Origin of the sequence: uncultured Nostoc sp., from assembly GCF_937863485.1 — a bacterium.
GTDB lineage: Bacteria > Cyanobacteriota > Cyanobacteriia > Cyanobacteriales > Nostocaceae > Nostoc.
The window spans coordinates 17538-37954 of sequence record NZ_CALMFY010000057.1; the positions used below are offsets into that span (position 1 = coordinate 17538).

The 20417-nt window shown below is 41.2% G+C and carries 17 protein-coding genes and 1 pseudogene; 5 read left to right on the plus strand and 13 right to left on the minus strand.

Annotated elements, in window-relative coordinates; genetic code table 11:
• Positions 1–23 precede the first annotated feature (23 nt).
• A complete protein-coding gene (locus tag Q0541_RS08240) occupies positions 24–1373 on the minus strand; it encodes an OB-fold nucleic acid binding domain-containing protein (protein ID WP_298908073.1) in 1350 nt (449 codons plus the stop codon).
• A 384-nt stretch (positions 1374–1757) separates the two neighbouring features.
• On the opposite strand from Q0541_RS08240, the gene Q0541_RS08245 reads away from it, so the two are divergent.
• Positions 1758–2729: an SGNH/GDSL hydrolase family protein gene (locus tag Q0541_RS08245; RefSeq protein WP_298908078.1), complete on the plus strand. Its 972-nt coding sequence runs from the start codon at positions 1758–1760 to the stop codon at positions 2727–2729.
• Between the two features lie 236 nt (positions 2730–2965).
• On the opposite strand, the pseudogene Q0541_RS08250 reads toward Q0541_RS08245, so the two are convergent.
• The 7 genes and pseudogenes from Q0541_RS08250 to Q0541_RS08280 form a co-directional block, all read right to left on the minus strand.
• Positions 2966–3339 (minus strand): annotated as a pseudogene (locus Q0541_RS08250) (response regulator).
• A 57-nt stretch (positions 3340–3396) separates the two neighbouring features.
• Positions 3397–4506 carry a response regulator gene (locus Q0541_RS08255; RefSeq protein WP_298908081.1) on the minus strand — a complete coding sequence of 370 codons (1110 nt, stop codon included), beginning with the start codon at positions 4504–4506 and terminating at the stop codon, positions 3397–3399.
• Positions 4507–5099: 593 nt separating this feature from the next.
• Positions 5100–5246, minus strand: coding sequence for a hypothetical protein (locus tag Q0541_RS08260; protein WP_298908084.1), 147 nt, complete (start codon positions 5244–5246; stop codon positions 5100–5102).
• 1115 nt (positions 5247–6361) lie between these two features.
• Positions 6362–6853, minus strand: a complete 492-nt coding sequence (locus Q0541_RS08265) for a hypothetical protein (RefSeq protein ID WP_298908089.1) — start codon at positions 6851–6853, stop codon at positions 6362–6364.
• Positions 6854–7151: 298 nt separating this feature from the next.
• The gene (locus tag Q0541_RS08270; protein ID WP_298908092.1) at positions 7152–7364 is read right to left on the minus strand and encodes a pentapeptide repeat-containing protein; all 213 of its coding nucleotides are present in this window, start codon (positions 7362–7364) and stop codon (positions 7152–7154) included.
• A gap of 316 nt (positions 7365–7680) precedes the next feature.
• Positions 7681–8043 (minus strand): XRE family transcriptional regulator, encoded by a 363-nt coding sequence (locus tag Q0541_RS08275; protein ID WP_298908095.1) that lies wholly within the window; start codon positions 8041–8043, stop codon positions 7681–7683.
• Positions 8044–8050: 7 nt separating this feature from the next.
• The gene (locus Q0541_RS08280) at positions 8051–8413 is read right to left on the minus strand and encodes a type II toxin-antitoxin system RelE/ParE family toxin (RefSeq protein ID WP_298908406.1); all 363 of its coding nucleotides are present in this window, start codon (positions 8411–8413) and stop codon (positions 8051–8053) included.
• 704 nt (positions 8414–9117) lie between these two features.
• On the opposite strand from Q0541_RS08280, the gene Q0541_RS08285 reads away from it, so the two are divergent.
• Both Q0541_RS08285 and Q0541_RS08290 read left to right on the plus strand, forming a co-directional pair.
• Positions 9118–9603: a hypothetical protein gene (locus tag Q0541_RS08285; RefSeq protein ID WP_298908099.1), complete on the plus strand. Its 486-nt coding sequence runs from the start codon at positions 9118–9120 to the stop codon at positions 9601–9603.
• 63 nt (positions 9604–9666) lie between these two features.
• Complete coding sequence (locus Q0541_RS08290) at positions 9667–9978, plus strand: hypothetical protein (protein WP_298908102.1); 312 nt, start codon at positions 9667–9669, stop codon at positions 9976–9978.
• Between the two features lie 204 nt (positions 9979–10182).
• On the opposite strand, the gene Q0541_RS08295 is transcribed toward Q0541_RS08290, so the two are convergent.
• The 3 genes from Q0541_RS08295 to Q0541_RS08305 form a co-directional block, all read right to left on the minus strand.
• Positions 10183–11307 (minus strand): ABC transporter permease, encoded by a 1125-nt coding sequence (locus Q0541_RS08295; protein ID WP_298908105.1) that lies wholly within the window; start codon positions 11305–11307, stop codon positions 10183–10185.
• A 167-nt stretch (positions 11308–11474) separates the two neighbouring features.
• Complete coding sequence (locus Q0541_RS08300; protein ID WP_298908108.1) at positions 11475–12614, minus strand: ABC transporter permease; 1140 nt, start codon at positions 12612–12614, stop codon at positions 11475–11477.
• Between the two features lie 48 nt (positions 12615–12662).
• Complete coding sequence (locus Q0541_RS08305) at positions 12663–14645, minus strand: ATP-binding cassette domain-containing protein (RefSeq protein WP_298908111.1); 1983 nt, start codon at positions 14643–14645, stop codon at positions 12663–12665.
• Between Q0541_RS08305 and Q0541_RS08310 the strand changes: the two genes are divergently transcribed.
• The gene (locus Q0541_RS08310) at positions 14635–14799 is read left to right on the plus strand and encodes a hypothetical protein (RefSeq protein WP_298908113.1); all 165 of its coding nucleotides are present in this window, start codon (positions 14635–14637) and stop codon (positions 14797–14799) included. The genes Q0541_RS08305 and Q0541_RS08310 overlap by 11 nt on opposite strands.
• Before the next feature lie 83 nt (positions 14800–14882).
• Here Q0541_RS08310 and Q0541_RS08315 read toward each other — a convergent pair whose 3' ends face one another.
• On the minus strand, positions 14883–16151 hold the full coding sequence (locus Q0541_RS08315; protein ID WP_298908115.1) for an HlyD family efflux transporter periplasmic adaptor subunit: 1269 nt from the start codon (positions 16149–16151) through the stop codon (positions 14883–14885).
• 480 nt (positions 16152–16631) lie between these two features.
• Here Q0541_RS08315 and Q0541_RS08320 point away from each other — a divergent pair, with 480 nt between their 5' ends.
• Positions 16632–17549 carry a class I SAM-dependent methyltransferase gene (locus Q0541_RS08320; protein WP_298908119.1) on the plus strand — a complete coding sequence of 306 codons (918 nt, stop codon included), beginning with the start codon at positions 16632–16634 and terminating at the stop codon, positions 17547–17549.
• Positions 17550–17755: 206 nt separating this feature from the next.
• Here the strand turns inward: Q0541_RS08320 and Q0541_RS08325 are convergent, their stop codons facing one another.
• The gene (locus tag Q0541_RS08325) at positions 17756–20341 is read right to left on the minus strand and encodes an adenylate/guanylate cyclase domain-containing protein (protein ID WP_298908122.1); all 2586 of its coding nucleotides are present in this window, start codon (positions 20339–20341) and stop codon (positions 17756–17758) included.
• Positions 20342–20417: the final 76 nt, after the last annotated feature.

Consider the following 20417-nt stretch of genomic DNA (forward strand, 5'->3'; position numbering starts at 1 on the left):
TAGTGAACTTTTCACTTTTAGCGTCAGCTACCAGTTAACGATTTTATATGAGCAGGAAAACTGGCGTTTTGCAAAGCTTGAACAGTTATTCTAGAATCTTGTACGCAAAATTGCCAACCCAAGCGAACAAGTTTACGAGAATTTTCAGTTTGGATAATTCCAATCACTGGCATTTTTGCCTTTTCTTTGTCTCCTGACTGTTCTTGCAAAATTGTTTTCAAGCGATGTAGTTCTTCGATATTACCTGCTTGCTGGGGATTTAATTCCACCATCACCATTTGCACTGTTTCCACTGGTTCTGCATCTTCTAAAATAAATTGAGTTTGCTCGTCGCGTCGATCTACTTTTCCCCAAATAATCAATCTAGTATCAACTTGGAGTAGGGAACTAATGCGTTCATAGGTTTTAGGAAAAACTACAGCTTCTGATTGTGTAGTTAGGTCTTCTATTTGCAAAATTGCCATCTGATCGCCTTTTTTTGTAACCACTTTTTTCACGTTATTCAACATGACAACTGCACAAAGCCTTATTTCTTCCTTTTGTTCTCCCAGTTGCGAAAGGTTTATTGGAGTTAAAAGTGGTGCTATTTGCCGTAAGGATTTCAGGGGATGATCTGATACATAAAAGCCTAATAATTCTTTCTCCTTTTGCAACTTTTCCTGTGGGGTAAAATCCATCACAGGTTTAGATTTGGGAGCAGTTTCAAAGGCATTATTTGCTCTTTTATTCTGAGTATAAGAAAATCCGTCACCTAATAAATCTAAAAGATTCCCTTGACCACTGGCTCTGTCTTTAGCGCGAGATTGTGCCCAATCATACACTAATTCTAAGTCGTTAATTAACTGTTGGCGGTTTGGTTCAATTTTGTCAAAGGCTCCACAATAAATCAGCGATTCCAGAGTTCGGCGGTTAACAGCACGTAAATCGACGCGATCGCAAAAATCAGCAAGGGATTTAAATCCTGTCTCATTTCTCGACTCCAAAATACAGGCGATCGCATTCTGTCCCACATTACGCACCGCCGAAAATCCAAACAGAATCTTTCCCGCTGTTGGTGTAAAATCAACCCCAGAACGATTAATATCTGGCGGATCTATGGAAATACCCATATTAGTACAGTTAGTAATATATCTCTGTACCTTATCTGTATCGCCACTGTTTGCCGTCAACAGTGCCGCCATATATTCCAATGGGTAATTAGCTTTTAAATATGCTGTTTGATAAGTTACATAAGCATAGGCAGTCGAATGGGATTTATTGAAGCAATTGGAAGCTATTAAGCCATTTTTGAGCGCAAAATTATGGTCTTGCTCAACCCCAATGTCATAGACATTTTGTTTGCCTAAATATTTACGTGTGGCTATTTTGATCATCCTACCCTACCCCTGAAAAAAAAATTGCGAAGTTTTGCGAAATTAATTGATAAAATGCTCAAGATTGTAGCTATAGTAATACCTATAATACAATTTTAGATCATTAAAAAACACTGCTATACTTTTACACAAAAGTAGCCCAAATATATCAAAACGTTGGTAAACTATTAGATAGACAGTTAATAAGCGTATAATTGCTGTTTTAAAAGCTTATTAAACACATTTCAATATATATTAATCCGCTTAGTCAGATGCCTGGGGAGTCGGGAAGAAGCAGGGGAGAAAAGTTTTCCCTTCTGCACCTCGCCCCTCTGCATCTTTCCAATGCCCAATGCGTCAGTTACGATCATTGAAAAGCAACTCGGTATAAAAGGGTGTGGGTAGGTGAAAGTGGCGCTGATCGTAATTTTGGCGGTGGTTGTGGGATTGTTTGTGGTAGTCGAGATCGGACTGCGATCGCTCTTTGGCTTTGGTAATCCCCTGATTTACATTGGCGATGAGCAGATTGGTTATTTGTTGGCTCCTAACCAGCGTACCCGTCGTTTTGGTAATCGCATTGAAATTAATGAGTATTCTATGCGAGGTAGTCCGATCAAAAAGATACCTGCACCTTCTGGGCTGAGAGTTTTACTGTTAGGGGATTCTATTGCTAATGGTGGCTGGTGGACAGATCAGACTAATACAATATCCACAATAATGATGCGTTCTCTGGCATCATTCACTAACAGTAATTATCAGGAAGTAGAAGTGCTGAATGCTTCAGCTAACTCTTGGGGGCCAAGGAACGAGTTAGCTTATTTACAGAAGTTTAGCAATTTCAACGCGCAGGTGGTAGTGTTATTAATTAATACCGATGATTTGTTTGCTACTCCTCCCACTTCCTTACCGATAGGACGCGATCGCAACTATCCTGACAGTAAACCTCCCCTGGCATTAGTGGAAGTGTGGCAACGTTATATCGTCAAGCAAAAACCAATTCCCGAAATGAAAGCAGTGCATAATGAAGCAGGCGATCGCGTTGGGATTAATCTGGAGGCGATCAGCAAAATTCAAGCCCTGACTCACCAAACCAACAGCCAATTTATACTAGTCATGACTCCCTTACTGCGAGAAATTGGTGAACCAGGCCCCCGCGATTACGAAATTAGGGCACGGCAGCGCTTGAACGATTTTACCAAAGTACAGCAAATTAACTATATAGATTTTTTACCGCTATTCAATTCAACTACCAACCCGCAAGGTTTGTATCACGATCACATTCACCTCAACTTGCAAGGTAATAAATTTGTCAGTGAAGTGATGGAGCGATCGCTTTTGGAAATACTGGGGGAGGTATCACATCCTCAGAGCGATTAAAGTTATAAATTTTAACCCAAAAAAAGGTTCGTAGTGAGCGATAAATCGCTCAATTTCAAGGACTATATCTGACCCTTCTCCTTAAGAGCGGAACGCTATGCGTAGCAAGATCCCCGTAGGGGTACGGGTAACTGAAAAGTTTGATCCCCGACTTTTCAAATAAGTCGGGGATCTGGACACTGGGAATTTTTATAACTCATTTAGGATTGCTATATCCCACAAATCAATTTGCAGGTTTATGCCTCAAGCGATTGAATGACACTCAGTAGCTGCTTAGGCGTATATGGCTTAGTTATGCGTCAGCACCTTACTTTGTTGCCCACAAGCGGTGAAATGCCTGATTTTTGCTACTACAAATTACAATAGGCACTTTTTGATTAGTCGGATTTGTTTTGATGAAGCGATACAATTCAAATCCACTTATTCCTGGTATTACTACATCCGTAACAATCGCATCCGGCTTTTCTTCTAAGATTATTTCTAGAGCTTATTTTGCACTAGTTACTTTTATTACATTGTAACCCTTTTTTCTGAGATAATGACTAATTAATTTCAATTTAATCAGATAATCTTTTCTAACTATAATAGTAGCGATCCAGGTAATAGTCAACCTTAAATCTCCAAAAAAATATGTTGGGTTTATGGAGTTATTTATTAGAATCGTAAATTAAATAATATGTTTAAAGATTACCTTTAGTAAATCACCTTGTGTAAAAGGCTTAGTTAAATAGCCTGATGCTCTGACCATCTTAGCTTTAGCTCTATCTATAAATCCTACTTTTCCTGACACCATAATCACAGGTGTATTTTTAAAATGTGAGTGTTTTCGCAGCAAAGAACAGAGTTCATATCCGTCTAAATTAGGCATTGAAATATCCAACAAAATTATATCAGGTTTTGTGCGAATAATCTGCATTAAAGCTTTTAAAGAATCCGTGACTCCGACAACAGAAAAGGTTTGCTCATCTAAATAACTTTTAATAGCATTCAATACCGTAGGACTGTCATCAATACAAAAGATTGTGTAGACTTTTTTATCAACAGGTGGTTGGGTGATTCGTTGATCCCTATGTTCATTAGTATTAATAGAGTAGGCTGGTGGTTTATAGCTGTTTGTTCTAGACGACTTTGGTGTAGTTTTAGGTTTCAGCTCATTTATTTGGAACAATTGTGAAGGGTGCGATTGAGAAGTTGGTGATGTCTGACGATAAGTCGCTTCTCTACGGGAGGCTTCTCTTTCAGAGACACCAACGCTTCGGGGTGTTTGACATCGTTCAACTAGTAAGCGGAGATTTAGATGACAAAACTTTGGCATGTCATCCAGAAAGCTTTCAGGAATAAATTCATAACTCCCTTGTTCTAAGTTCAGAAAAGACTCCAGAACTTCTAGTGCCAATTCCTCTATCAGTATCGCCGCTTGAAAGGGACTGATATATTTCTGATTGACTAACCAGCAAATAGCCAGATAATCTGGATTTGGTATTGCCTGATTTTCAATACCAGTTTCAAATATCGCCCGCAACTGTTCTTTGATTCCGCCAGGGAGAGTAGAAATTTCCTGACTCAAGCGTTGCAAATTCCTGTAAAGTGGCTCAAACATTTTCTCTGAGTAGGAGGCATAAATAAGTTTACCCTCGTCCACATATATAGACCAACAGCCTGACGTGCTAAACACCTGCAAACAACCAGTAACCGACTTACCAGTGATTTTTTTCAACAGAGATAAAGGCTGGAGCTTTTGGAAAAATCTGTATCTACTAATCGGAAGTGTCTTCATTGGGATGGCTCTGGAATAAAATTAACATTTGCAGGCAAAATTAGTGAATTACCTTTTCGGAATTCACCGCGACTTTGTTGGAAGCACTATCAGATAAATATAGCGGTCACATTTAAGTTAGTACAGAGATTCCACACCCCCCAACTGCTAATTCACCAATCTCTGTTAAGCTATAAGGCACGAATTACAACTAAACCAATTCATGTTATAGCCCAATAGCAAAATCGCCTGACTGGTTGCCAGGATATAGTATTTCAAAAATTAGATTGGTTTTCTGTATCTTTCGCTAATCTAGCCGATCTAACAGTAGCTCAAGTGTGACGCACACACCATTGGCTCTCGCCCATCAGTCACAAAAGTATCATTGTTATCAGTATTTTGCAGCCTAAAATTGCAGATACTTTAGTTATATTACAAAAGTTGTTTTGCCCCTGATGCTAAAGTTTAGAGCGACCAAAACCTACAAGACTGTAGACGTAAAGGGATTTCCTCAAGGCTTTTAGGCATTAAGTCCGCGCTGACGAACTATGTTTTTGTAGCCATGACGAGAGTCGTCGGCACTTTTGCTAGAAGTTTATTCTTGAGGGGAACTTCTAGAGTTGAGGCTGCGTTATGCGCGGCATCGTCTCACGCCACTTGACGCCAGTCCGCTCAAGTCCGGATACCCACCCTACACGGCTGGCTCCTCTACTTGGGGAAACCCCAGACGCAAGGGTAGCGTAGCGTAAAGCCTGCGGCATGGCAACTCTTAGAGAGGCTGCGCCAACGCTTAGAGCGACCTAGGAGCGTCTGACTCGCTACCGCAACTCTTAGAGACGCGCAAGGGACGCTATCGCCCTTGGCGTCTCCGCTGGGAGAAGACCGCAGTGGCCCCCTTGTCCCATCTGTGAGAGGCTAGCACCTGCCGTAGGATGCCCGTTCGCCGCAAGGCGTCCCGTTAGGGAAGGGCTGTAGGAAGAAGACCGCACTCCCTCACTGCGCTGGCCTCTCACGAATGGGCGCTCTGCTACTAAGTACTGGGCAAGAAATTCTTACTTTTGTTCTTGGTTGGGGTTCTAATCCCCATCCAAATCTTTCCAGTCCTCAGTCTCTAATCCCCAATAAAGAGTTCAATGTCTGACTTAGGTTTGTGATTGTAGAGCAACTCTTAATGTTGGGATTGGACAAAATTATCACTTGCACAACAAGAATAGTAACCTCCGACCAAGAATGAGTTAGCTGATAATTGCCGCCATGATAGTGTGTGGTGAGATGCACAGGCTACCAAATCAGCAGAAGGGAATCTCTTCATAAGTACTGGAAACGGGTTCTAATGTTGTGTGGGGCTAAATAGTCACCCTACACTGGAGTGACAAATTCAAGAACTTACAGCGATATTCTTGATTGCTAGTACATACCTGCAAAATAGCTATTTTCAGTTAGATGGTAGATAACAAGTAACGTACTCACTAAAATTCAGATTACTATAATTTTCAAAAAAAGTTAGCAGAAATATATAAACTTCATGATAAATCAGTAAAGTAAACATGAAAACTAATTAATATAATCTTTTAGTATTTATTTGTTCAGATGTCCTGAAAGACTGAAAATGTACAGTAAAAGATAATTTTGTCTGCTTATTGAATTACACTTATAAATGAGTGAATCATTTTATAGTAGCAATTTGCCATAAAAATCTCAAGTTTTAAAAGTCACAAATATAAATACAAAGTTGTACGCGTAGGCGTAGCCCATCATAGACATCGCATTCATTAACCCATAAGATATATGTAGCAAAAAGACGCAAAGAATTTCTTTGCGTCTTTGACATGAGATTTAGAAGTGAATAATCTCACTGTTATACTTCGTCATTTACTTAAAATTGCTCCCGCCAGCACCAGCTTAAAAGTGTACCACCAGCCACCAGCTTAACTACTTCCAGTACCCAATAACTGCCGTGTAGTAAATTCATTGTCGATGGAATAGCAGCAGCAGCTTCAAATAGGTTGAGTTGAACTCCTATAGCGCACATTTGCGGAGTTAAGAAATAGGTGTCAAGCATAGCTATAGTTAGTAGCAGCCCAGATAAAACAATACTGCCAATACGCCAGTGATATCGGATTTTGCCCAAAGCTAGTGCCCCGGTCAATACTACAGCAGCAGATAATAATTCCATCCGATTGAAGTTCCAAAAAATCGTATAGCCTGCTGTCGTAAAACCTGCTTGGCTCATCATCCCAGAAAGATAAAGACTAGGCATAATTACCCAGTCCAAAACTAGACTAGCACTGAGCCAAAAGCCCAAAGTCAATATGATCGCAGTTTGCCAAATTGGTCGTTTGAATTCAAAGCTAGAAATAGCAGTCATAAAATAATTGCGTGTGTTGTATTTCTTAGTTTCTAACTTCACTAGCCGTTTGACAAGAAATATCAACTAACCTTTACAAAGCGATCGCTGTTAATTTATTCTTAATCTAATACCAAGATTTTTGAAACTTAGTTGAGAAATATTAAGATTTTTTAAAAAGTAATTTACATAGATTTTACCTGTTAGAAATACTCAATTTTTTTATATCGAAAGTAACTGGTCAAGCAATATCGATAGCAATAGCAAGGGAGATGCGTTAGTTTCTTCTCTGCTAGCAAGCACAGAAACCTACCATCATTCAGGCTTCCCAATAAGTCTCTTCAGTGATGACATTGCCATCCGGCATCGTGGTGTTGCAAAGCAAAACGTTCTCCAGCAATCCAGAGTAGAAATTAATGGCTCCAGACAATTTGACATCCGTAAAATCGGTGGTTCGCCATTCAACTTCCAAGAGGTTAGTGCGATTGAATTTGCAACCAATGAGCCTCACACCTCGCAGCTTGCTGTACATCAAGTTATGAAAAATTCTTATTCTTAGTGGAGCTTCGCTCTTGGCTTTTGCCTAGTAAGAGTGGATACCTAGATATCCAAGCAAAGACTAACACTCTTGCAAAAGCGATCGCATTATCGTAATATCCCTTGTTTTGGTGAGATGTAACAAGGCGCAGTGGTTGAAAAATTTTTCATAACCCCTTGATAAGGCGTTGTTTACCGCCGTAGGCATCGCGTCCCATACCCCTGCTAGGACAAAAAGCTGAATGAAGCGCCTTTATTAGAGGCGCTTCAGCTTTTCAATACAAAAACTATAATTTTGCTAGTAATCAAAATTACTTACTGGCTAAAGCCAGAGGTGGAGGGCAATCTTCCTCCACCTCTTCGTAGTCAAAGGCTTCTTTCAGAGCAATAACTTGGTCATCAGGAAACCTAACAACCAGTTGTAGCTCCCCTCCCAATGCCTCTACGTATTTTCGCAAAGTAGAAAGCATTAAATCGGTGCGCTGTTCAATTCGAGAAACGTTCCCTTGATCAATCTGAAGGATCTGAGCTATTTGTGCTTGAGTAAACTTTAGTGATTGTCTGAGTTCCTGTCTGGTCATTTCCTCAGCTATAAGCTCTACTGATCGCGCCTCGATTTTCTTTTGGCGATCAAGCGGTAATTTCTTTAGTTTTTCTTTTAAAGTTGTCGCCATAGTTAACTCAACCTTTCTTTTGTCGCAATTGGGCTAAGTGTGCTGTAAATCTAGCGTCAGCCTTGTTTATAAGTTGCTTGTAGAAATAACTTCCACTAACACCAGACTTGTCACCAGCCACTAATAAGATTGCATTTCGTTTCGGATCGAATGCAAATGCTACACGCCATACACCATCTGCTGCTTTAAAACGCAACTCTTTCATGTTAGGGTGCTTTGAGTCTTTGAGCGTATCAACCTTTGGCCGCCCTAGTTGAGGGCCAAATTTTTCCAGTGAAGTGGCTTGAGCAAGCAACTCATCCTGTACTTCCTCTGGTAGATTATCAAACTCCGGCTCAAAGTCATCATGAAATTCAACTGTCCACTCGATTAATATTATGCGCTCAAATACATATTCACAAGAGTACATCAAGGTAACATATAAAACATAAAAATTAAGCACTTAAGCGCAAAGCCGAATTTGTCACCTGAAAAGATATTTCGACCTCATGAAAAATTTTTCACCTGGTCACAACCCCGCCCCCACAACTTGACAAGAGAGAAAAATCGTTCATGATCTTTGCCGCATCATCAACAATCTTTGGCAGTGGAGATAGAAAGACTGCGGGGTGTGTTGGCAAGTTGGAGGATGCGATCGCTCTTGACTCTGCCTAGTTGATTGGATACTTAAGTATCCAAGCAAAAAGGGATGCTCTTGGGTAGAAGTGATCAATCGCAATTCACTTGTGTGACTACCTCCCAAATCTCCAAGACATAGTCAAGGTGATGGGCATTCACGGAGATGATACTTTGAAGTTTGTGAAAAGATTTTCAACAACACCATTAAGGCTTGGTATATTAAATCTGTAATCGAATTTTGATGATTATAGTTACTGATATCAGATTCTTCCGACTTCATGTCAATCCGGAAGACAGCTTGGAGCTTGTGTTTTAGAATAAAGTGAGACAATCTAAAGTAAAGTGATACAAATTGAAACGATCAAGTCAGCGAACTTAGGTCAACCTAGTAGGTCAACCTAGTTATTTAATGAATGTTGTCGTCTAGGAACAGAAGCAAGCCAGGAGAGTGAAGCGGTGTCCACTGCGATTGTAATTTTTACTCATGAGTTTGAGCAGATCCGACAAAGAAAGATCGGTGACAAACCGAATTTTGAGCAATTAACTGCCAAGATTCGTAAATTAACCCATAGAGTTAAGCAGGAGTGGGGCAATCTTTCTGTCGAAGACCGCGAAGGGTTAAAAAAGTTTGCGTATGATTGGCTCGAACCACCAGCAAAAGGTGTGTTTAGCTTGAAGCTGGAAATTTGGGCAATAATTTATTTCTTGTTTTTGCACGTAACCAATCAGAGAGAAGCTTTCAAATCTTGCATGAAGGCTATAAATACACTGATTGACACTATTTTAGATGCTGTTGAGCGTCAAGATCCCAGTTATCAAGCGGTTTTATCTGATACTCTAGAACAATTGTACTCAGGTACAATCCAGGGCAAAGAGTTAAAACCGGAGGAAACCCGTGACTGGTTGCGAAGCATATCGGATAGAGCCATTAGAGAGGTTTGAGATTAGCCTCGAAAAATTAATTAAAAGTCACTACCGTAAAAATGAAAGAGCTAGAAATTCTTTTTGGAGTTAGTTAATGACTACATAGGTCAACTCCGCGAAAATCCTAGCTCTAATTCATTTTCAGATGACGAAGGTTTTCCCAAAAGAACGTATAAATCAGATTTTAAATTTAGAAAAATTCGATTTAGAGCGCCTGAGTTAGATGGAGCGGCAAAGAAATGTCGCTTCATGTATGTGGTTAACGAGACAAAGCGCATTGTTTATCTGTTGTGGATATACACCCACGAGGAATTTCGCACAAGACCGTCTGACGACGATTTAAGAAGAGAATTTGTAGGCATTCAACAAGAGCCAGAGCAGGAACAAGTTTAACAAGAGTGAAAAATCTAATGTGAGGCTCCGCTTCCTGAATTTGCGGTAAAGCCGCTTTTAATGCATTTCCAGCCAGAGACTGGAAACGAAAAAAATGATCGATCGGTAGTGGTTTATATGCAGTATAGTTTGACTTAAATATTGTGGCAGTGCTAAAAGTTGATGATAAGTGTTGCTAGTTCTGAATTAAGCTACCTATGAAGATTAGCTTAGTTGACGGCGAAATTGGTTAATACTGATAGATAAAAGCACTATTGCAAAAACCAAAAGTGCGATCGCATTCAACCAAAGTACGTCTAAACCTGAGCCTTTGAGCAGTATTCCCCGGACAATCGCTACATAATGACGTAGAGGATTTAGTAGCGATATATACTTCAATATTAAAGGCATATTTTCAACGGGAGAGAGCGCACCAGAAAGTTGAATCAATGGTAAATTAATAAAAAATGATGTCAGTACAACTTGTTGCTGAGTACGACATATTGTTGCCAGCATAATCCCAATGCCAATTCCTACAAATAAATAAAGTCCTGATAGTCCTAAAAATAGAAAAGCATTGCCTCGAAAAGGCACTCCAAAAACTAATCTTCCCAAATTCAAAGCTAAGATGACATCACCCATCAACAGAATAAACAGCGGCACAATTTTAGCTAACAAAATTTCCCAAGCTTCAGCTGGAGTCATTAACAGTTGTTCAAGAGTTCCTGTATCCTTTTCTCGGACAACTGTGACTGAAGAAACTAAAGAACTAATTAGTGTCAAAACTACTCCCAAAACCCCTGGAATGAAAAACCAACTACTCACTAGTCCAGGATTATAAAGAAAGGTTGTTTCCGGGTTAATTAATGCTGGTGCTTGATTAGATGAAAATCGTTGATTAAATTGAGAAATAATCTGACTTAAATAACCTTGAGCAATGCCAGCAGTATTAGCATCTACTGCATCAACTAAAACCTGTATGTCGGCTGGTTTTTCTTCGGATAAATGGCGGTTAAAATCGTAGGGAATTACCAATCCTGCTGTGATTTTTCCCTGTCGCACTTGCTCACCTAAGTCCTGATCGTTGAACATATATTTTTCAACTACAAAGACTTTATTTTCAGTTAATTCAGCAACTAGCTCTCGGCTTTCATAAGTATTAGCATAATCAACGATTCCTAATTTTAGATAATGCACATCTGGATTCAGAGAGAACCCATAAATTAGCATTTGGATTGTGGGAGGAATTATCAATAATACTAGTGTTTCTTTACTCCTCAAAATTTGGCGAAATTCTTTAATTGCTAAACTCCAGAATCGGCTATTGAACAATCTTTGGATTAATTTCATGGTTAATTTAGTTCTAAATTATAAAAAGGGTATATATAGAGACGCGAAAAATCTTTGTCTGTACAGGAGTGAAAGAAGCTTTCTATCTGGCTTTCAGGGTGAGGTGCTGTACTTGATTTAGTTGCAAACTGCTGTATAAAATAATAAATATAATATTCAGGTAATGATTAATCTGATAATTGCATTCGTTTTAATATCCCACGGGCTGCATTAAATAGCAATAACCCTAAAATAACTAGCATTAAAAATGAGAACCAGACCCCTGGCCACCCAGTGCCGCGTACATAGGCATCACGAGTAATTTCAATATAATAACGTGCTGGAACAATATAAGTAATTAGTGAGAGTGGGAAGGGTATATTAGTAAGCGGATAAATGAATCCACTTAGTAATAAAGATGTCAAAAAACCTAGTAACGCAATAGTCTGGACGGCAGCATTTTGAGTGGGAGAGCGAATACCAATTAATAAATCAAACATAGTACTATCTATCAAAAACATTAGTGTACCCATTAATAATGGCGTTGGATCTCCAGCTAATGTCAATTGCCAAATTATTACACTCATGATTATAATAAGTGAAGCTTCGCTAATTCCAATTAGTAGGTAAGCTAAAGCTTTTCCTAAGAGGAATTCTTCAGCGCTGAGATTAGAAGTGTAAACTTGTAATATTGTCCCTTTTTCTTTTTCCCGCACCATAGTAATTGCTGTTAATAAGGAGGGAAAAATCCATAAAATCACTGCGAAAACACCTGGCACTATTGAAAGAGACTCTTTTCTTCCTGGATTAAACCAGAGGCGGATATGGGCAATAACTTTATCAGATGATGGTTGGAAGCCAGAATTTTGAAGAAAAAATCTTGTTGTTGCTTGAATACTGTTTTTGATAACTCGTGCATTATTTACATCAGTTCCATCAACTAAAATTTGTACTGTGCTAGTTAAACCAGATTTAATGCGACGACTGAAATCTGGGGGAATGACCACAGCAGCTTTTGCAAGTCCCTGATCAATTGCCCATTCAGGATTTGGAATTGTAGGTTTTGCATTTGAATTCAGAAGCGGAAAGCTATGATTATTAATTTGTTCAAATTGATTGGTCGCAAATAAACGCTCAGTATAAGCACGACTAAGGGGACTGATGTCAAAATCTTGGACAAATAAGGGAATATTTTTAGATTCTAATCGAATAGCAAAACCGAAGATAATTAAGCTGATAAATGGTAGGAGAAATGCTAGTGCTAAAGTAAAGCGATCGCGCTGAAATTGGGCTAATTCCTTGCGACATTGAGAGAAAATTCGTTTCATGTGTTATGGGTCATTTGTCCTTAATTATTAATTCTCCCCCTACCTCCCCTACTCCCCCCTCTCCTCTTCTTGGGTACGTTGTACAATACCAATAAATGCATCTTCGAGAGAAAAGGGAATGGGTCGCAGAGAGCGAATATTAATCTTCTGTGTTTGTAAAATTGAGCGGATATAGGGAATATCTGAGTCTGGATGATCGAGAACAAGGTGTAAGCGATCGCCAAAAATTGATACTCGCCACGGTGCCAATTGAGTTTTGAGTAAATTAGAGGCATCTTGGGTTTTATCGGTTACAACCTCTACAAGTTGACCAGGTTGAGCAGCTTTAATCTGACTCGGCGAACCCTGTGTCACCACTTCACCCGCCACCATAAACCCCATCCTGTTACATTGTTCTGCTTCTTCTAAATAATGGGTAGTCACCAGTACTGCTGTACCTGCTCTGGCAAACTCATTAATCAATCGCCAGAACTGACGACGTGCTAAGGGGTCTACTCCTGATGTCGGTTCATCTAAAAACAAAATTTCTGGCTCGTGCATCACTGAAGCGCCAAAAGCTACTCGCTGCTTCCATCCTCCTGGTAGTTGTCCCGTGAGCATATTTTCTCTGCCAACTAAACCACAGGTGGCAAGTACCCAGTCAATTTTGGTGCGGCGTAACCGACTTGGTACACCATAAACTCCACAGTAAAATTCCAGATTTTGGATAATAGTCAAATCATCGTAGAGGGTGAATTTTTGGCTCATATAACCGATGCGTTGGCGCACAGCCCTGCTACGCAGATTCTGAGTTTGTCCAGCTAAAGAAATTTTTCCAGATGTTGGTTCTAAAAGACCACAGAGAATCTTAATCGTAGTTGTCTTTCCTGCACCATTCGCTCCTAACAACCCGTAAATTTCACCATAGCTAACTTCCAAATCTACACTCTTAACTGCCTGGAAGTCGCCAAACACCTTTCTTATTTTATTTGCACCAATAGCAATAGATGCAATTCCTCTTTCCTCAGACCTTCTTTTTGTACTGGGAAAAGCCATAAATTCTGGGTCATTGCCAGATGCACGCAGACGGGAAACAAAAACGTTTTCTAAGGTAGCGTCAGTAGTTTGAATGCTGTCAAGTTGTAGCCGCTGCTGAGTGAAAATTGTTTGAACTGCCGCTGTACCGACTGCGACATCTTTAACTAGTACATCCAGGCGATCGCCAAAGGTTTGCACATCGACAATTGATGTCTGTTTGCTATTTGTCGCCTCATGTAATACTCGTTCAGCTGCTTCAATGTGCTGAGTCCGAACTTCCAAACGCTGTAAACCCAGACTCTCTCGCAACTGAGAAAGGGTGCCAATTTGCTGAATTTCGCCTTCATACATTAAAGCAATGCGATCGCACCTTTCGGCTTCATCTAAATAAGGTGTCGCCACAACTACTGTCACTCCCTCTGCGGCAATGGCGGCGAGAACATCCCAAAATTCTCGCCGAGATACCGGGTCAACTCCTGTAGTCGGCTCATCCAACAGCAGAATTTCGGGTTGGGAAATCAATGCACAGCACAAAGCTAATTTCTGCTTCATCCCACCGGAGAGGCGACCAGCCAAGCGATTGCCAAATTTATCCAAACTCATTAATCGCAGATATTTCTGACGACGCTCAAAGAATTGCTGTTCGGGAACTTCCCGCAATCCCGCAGTGTAACGCAGATTTTCATCAATGCTCAAGTCGAGATACAGTGAGAATTGCTGTGTCAGATAACCAATAGATAAACGGGCATCGCGGGGTGGTTTGCCTAAAATCTGGATATTGCCAGCAGATGCTTCCATGACCCCACCCAAAATATGGAAGGTGGTTGTTTTTCCTGCACCATCAGGGCCAATTAAGCCAAAGATTTCTCCCCGTTGGACGGCAAAATCTATTCCCTTAACCGCGACTAATTTTCCATAACGTTTGGATAAACCTTCTACCTGAATTACTTCTGCACCAATTTTGGGATGACTTAATGAATCGCCCAGATCAGCAGATGGCGTGATGGTAGTCATAGAATTTTGGATTGGGGAATTGGAGTATAGCAAAGGTCAGCCCCTTCCCTACGGGACGCTGCGCGAACGGGGAAGTCAAAAGTCAAAAGTCAAAAGTCAAAAGTCAAACATTTTGAACCCCATAAATTTAGTTGCTCTGAGTCAACTGACGTAGTATTTCTTGTACTACGTATCTCGAAATACATTTTTTTTATTTTCCATAAATAAATTTAGGGGCTTGTACCTTTTTGTTTCTGGTCATTTTTTTGCCTCTGGTGCGATGCTAATCTCAGCATCAGCTGGCATTCCTGGCTTGGCGAATCCATTGGGGTTGTCGATGGTGATTTTGACGCCAAAAACTTGTTTAACCCGGTCTTGCTGGAAATAAATATTCTCAGGGGTAAAAGATGCTTCGGTGTCAACGGCAGCAATTTTAGCACTTAAGGGTTTTTTGGGTGCTGAATCTAGAAATACCTTCGCTAACTGACCAACTCGCAGTTTTCCAATTTCGCCTTGGGGGATAAAACCACGTAAATAAACTGTTTTGGGATCAATCACTGTGAGCAGGGTTTTGCCAGTGGTAACAACGGCTCCTGGTTCTACACTCCGGCTGACGACTACGCCTTCAATTGGGCTTTTCACATTCAGGTAAGCAATCTGGGCTTTAGTTTCTTGCTGAGAAGCTTTGGCATTGGCGACATCAGCTTGAGATGCGGCTAGTTTTAAGCGTGTCTGTGCCAATTGGGCGCGTAATCCACCTAGTTGGGCGTTACGAATAGAAGGATTTAACGCTGTGCTTTGGGCTTGGGTCAATTGTCCTTGGGCAGAATTGACTAATTTCCGATAAGAATCTACTGCTGCTTGACGTGATTTCAGGGTAGCAAGGGCAGTTTCAAGGCTTGTTTGGGCTTGGTCAAATTGTTGCTGGGTAACAGCTCCGTCAGCAACCAATTTAGTGTAGCGAGCGCGATTTATTTGCGTGAGTTTCAATTCCGATTTGGCTTGTTCTACTTGAGCGATCGCTTGATTTAGTTGCGCCTGACTTGAAGCAACCGATGACTCAGCTTGAAAAATCTGACCTTTGGCATCGCCTCGCGCCTGTTGTAAAGAAAGCTGATTTTCCATAATCTGACTTTCTAGGATATTGATTTGCAACCGCGCCTGTTCTTCTTGTTTGCGAATGGAATCTAAACGGGCATCTGCACCCTGAAGTTGTGCTTGAATTTCTGCATCATCCAACTTCACAATCACTTGCTCTTTATGGACTGCATCCCCTTCTCGCACTGCTACTGACTCGATTCGACCCGCTACTTTTGCACCAATGTCAGTTTCATAGCCTTCAATGCGACCGCTCAAGCGCAGCGCGTTAGCTTCCGAATGCGGTAAGAGAAAAAACCAAGTTGCTACACCTGCACCTATGAGTAATAGGGCTACGGGGATAAGCACAGCAGGAGACAGTTTACCTTTTTTTTTCTCCGGTACAGCACCATCAATGGGTTCTTGGGGTGGCGAGATTAACTGAGTCATATTGGAGTGGGGAAGAATATCAGAATGACGGTTATAAATTGGTTAGATTAAGCGGCATTTACTTTTGCCCTGACATCAATACCATCTTCCATATAGACGATGTGATCGGCAATATCAAGAATCCGGTTATCATGTGTCACTAAAAGAATTGTCAAACCTTATTATTTAGCTAATTTTTACATAATTTCCACAACATCGCTGGAGAAAAATCTGCATTATTCGCTCTTTAGAGCGTTGGTAAAGATGTTGCCATCTTTGCTAATGCAGTATCTGCAATTGCAAAAAGGCTAAACATTCACCTTATTGGGTGAATCAATCAGTCTAGCAGTTACTCATACTCAAACCTAGAGCCATGCATAAACTTCTTGATTGCGATCGCCCTCGATTCAAAGAGGAAAATTTATCAGCGATCGCATCACATTGCATTCCCTCCAGTTTTGTCAGAAACAATAGCACAAAAATGTGCAATACTCACCATTTATGAGAACTCTATTTGCCTTTATGCTGAAGCGGAAAGTAGAAAAAACAGTTATGAAATTTGCCCAAAATCCCACCCGCCACCAAGGCTTGCTAAAAGCCCTAACTCTAGGTTTTTTTTTGTTGGCATTCGTAATGCCCACCAGTGTTTTAGCCGACGAAAGCGAACAAGCCAAAGCTTTTGACCACACAACCACGCTCCAAACTATACTTACCAGCAGTCATCGCTTTGCTGCAAATCGTGACCGAGACAAGTACCGTCACCCAGCCCAGACTCTTGAATTCTTCGGTCTGCGCTCGAATATGACTGTGGTTGAATTGTGGCCGGGGGGTGGTTGGTATACCGAGATTCTTGCCCCGTTTCTACAGCAAAAGGGACAATTCATAGTTACCAACTTTGCTCCCAGCACGAGTAAACCGGCTTTGACTTTCCAACAGAAGCTAGCAGGTGAGCCAAAGATTTTTGGTAAGGTCAAAGTCGTTGAAATTAATCCCCCAAATGAACTTACCCTAGCCCCAGACAATTCCGTGGACATGATTCTTACCTTCCGTAATATTCACAACTGGGTTAAGGCTGGATATGCCGAGCAGGTTTACGCGGCGGCTTACAAAGCACTCAAGCCGGGGGGCATCCTGGGAGTGGAAGAACACCGTGCCAAACCAGGCATTTCTTTGCAAGAGAGTATCAAAACTGGCTATATGTCTGTTGATGGGGTAATTGCTGCTGTGGAGAAAGCCGGCTTCAAATTGGTGGGTAAATCAGAGATTAACGCCAACCCAAAGGATACTAAAGACTATCCAGGTGGAGTCTGGACACTACCTCCGACCTTGAGCCAAGGACAAAAAGATAGGCAACGCTTCCTCGCCATTGGGGAGAGCGATCGCATGACTCTCAAGTTCGTTAAACCCAAAGCCCCCTAATTAGATATGTGCGATCGCGTAGTCTGCCGTAGGCAATCGCCTGCCTCTATCTTGCTGAGGCAAACACGCTCCTTGCGGCATTCAAGCGATCTAACAGTGCGTCTGGTAGAGAGGAAAACAAAAGAGCGATGGTGCAGAGCGCCTGCCAGAGGCGATATCTACAGACTACTAGTACAGCGCGGCAAAAATAAACAACCCATTTCAAATTATTTTTCCTGAAATGTCCAGACTCCTTTATCCCAATCTCCATCTGTTGGAGGTGATTGTAACCAATGCTGACAACGCAACAGATGCAACATAGCAGCTTTATCATGCTTGTCTGCTGCCAAAACTTTGGCAAATTCAGCTCTAGCAAAGGTAAACTGGCGCTTAAGGTAATACTCGCGTCCTTTATGATAGTGCTCAATCACTTGCAGTTTTTCGCTTTCAATGGAATCAGAACGCAAACCCAGTAATTCATATATGGCTACTGGCTCATTTCTGCCTTTGACACGAATGTAATCTAATTCCCTAGCCCAAATATAATCTTGGCATGGTTTAAAAGTGTTATGGCTAATAATAATATCGCAACCATACTGTTTACTAACACTTTCTAGTCTGGAGCCAAGATTAACACCATCGCCAATAGCGGTAAATTCCATCCGCTTACTAGAGCCAATATTCCCACTAATCACGGTGTCAGAATTGATGCCAATGCCAATCTTAATTCCGGGCTTATCAACTGCGTAGCGGCGTTGATTAAATTCGTGCAGGCGATCGCGCATTTCTAAGGATGTTTGCACTGCCATCCAAGCGTGGTTTTCTAAGGGTAGGGGAGAACCAAACACAGCCATGATGGCGTCGCCGATGTATTTGTCAAGAGTACCTTTATGTTTAAAGACTGCCTCTACCATTGATTCAAAATATTCATTAAGCATACTCACCACTTCTTCTGCTTCCAAGTTTTCTGTCAAAGTGGTGTAGCCGCGAATATCAGAAAATAAAATCGAAACTTCTTTGCGATCGCCTCCTAGTTTAGCGTCATCTAGTTTCAGCAATTCTTCGGCTAATTCTTGGGTCATGTAGCGGTACATCGTACTCTTGAGTCGCTTCTCATCACTGATATCTTCCATCACCACTAGCGCCCCACAGATTTGCTCTTGGTCGCTAGCATCGGCAATTGTATTAATCGATAAATTAATACTATGCTGTTTGATACTAGTGCTTAAAAGTGTGCGATCGGGGTAATATTGCTGGCGGCCTTTTAAGTCAACTGCGTGTAAAGCATCCTGATACCACTTGCTAAAGTCACCTTCTTTGATGCCGATCGCATCAGTAACTAATTTACCTTCTAAACGGTCTTCTGGCCCCAGTCCTAGCAAACGTTTGGCACTTTCATTAGCGGCGATAATTAATCCAGTTTTATCAGTGGAAACCACTCCATTGGAAAGACTACGCAGAATATCCCGTTGCATTTGTTCTTGTTGCTTGACTGTGGCAAACAACTGGGCATTTTGCAGCGCTACTCCCGCTTGAATATTAAAAGCTTCCATAAATTCTTCATCATTGCGGTCAAAGCTAGCTTGGAAGCAATCAGGAGCTTTCGGCCAATCAGCTGGATTATAATGGGGAAAATCTCCTGATTTCTTTTTATTTACGAGTTGGGTAACGCCAATCAGTTGTTGATCGGCGTTAAATACTGGCATACAAAGCAAGCTACAGGTACGATAGCCATTTTGCTGGTCAATTTGTTTGGCTGTCTCCGAGTCAGGATCGTTGTACAAGTCAAAAGCAATATTTAGTTTTTTGCCAGAAACAGCTACTAGACCAGCAAAGCCTTTACCTACGGGGACTCGCAACTCCTTAATTGAACCATCATCCTGGGTGATTTTCGTCCACAATTCATCGCGATCGCGGTCTATTAACCATAAGGTACTGCGATCGGCATTCATCAGTTCCTTGGCTTCATCCATCACCCGCTTCAGGGTGTCTTCTAAGTCGAGACTGCTTTGAGAGAGGGACTTGATCGCCTTCATCAGCGCCGCCACTGCTCTTTGTTTTTGGGTGGCTACATAAAAAGAGCGTGAGGATTCTAAAATTAGGCGAATCGAAGCGGCAAATTCTCGAAATAATTCTTCGTCAGCACAGATAAAACCTTTGGTATCAATGCGCTCTGCAAGTGGAGCATCGTGATTATTTCCAGATTTTAATTTATTCAGTAATTGCACTACCGCAACTAATTGCCTATGTTCATTCAACAATGGCAAAGCCAGCATGGTGTAGGTGCGATAGCCAGTTCTTTTTTCTTGTTCTTGGGCAAAATGCGATCGCGGGTCACTATAAAAATCAAAGGGAATATTGATAACTTGCTTGGAGGTGGCGACTTCCCCAGCAATGCCTTTATCAGCGGGGATGCGAATTTCTAAAGAGCGATCGCCCTCCCCCTCAGCCAGAATTGACCAGAGTTCTTGTTTTTCTTCATCCAATAAAAATATCGTTGTCCGGTCTGCCCCTAATAATTCCCCGGTTTTCAAGGTAATCGAATGCAACATTTCTTGCAGAAGAGTTTCAAACCCGTGAGAATCCAGCATTGACAGGGTTTGATGGACAATCTGTAATTTTTGCTCGACATCCTTAACGACCTGTTTAAAAGTATCCTGAGTCAGGGGAGCAAGAAACGTAGAAAAAGTTCCTTGTCTTGTGGCAAGAGCACCTACAGGAGCCGAATTTGCTTGTAATTCGCGGTTTTCTTGGTTGTGAACACCAATAATCATATCGGCGGTCTCCCCACAACTTCCTTGATACACTGACATAATCGGTATTTTATATAGCAGGATAAGATTTTAGATTTAACAATGAAATTAAATTTATGTAAGTGGTGCTAAAAAC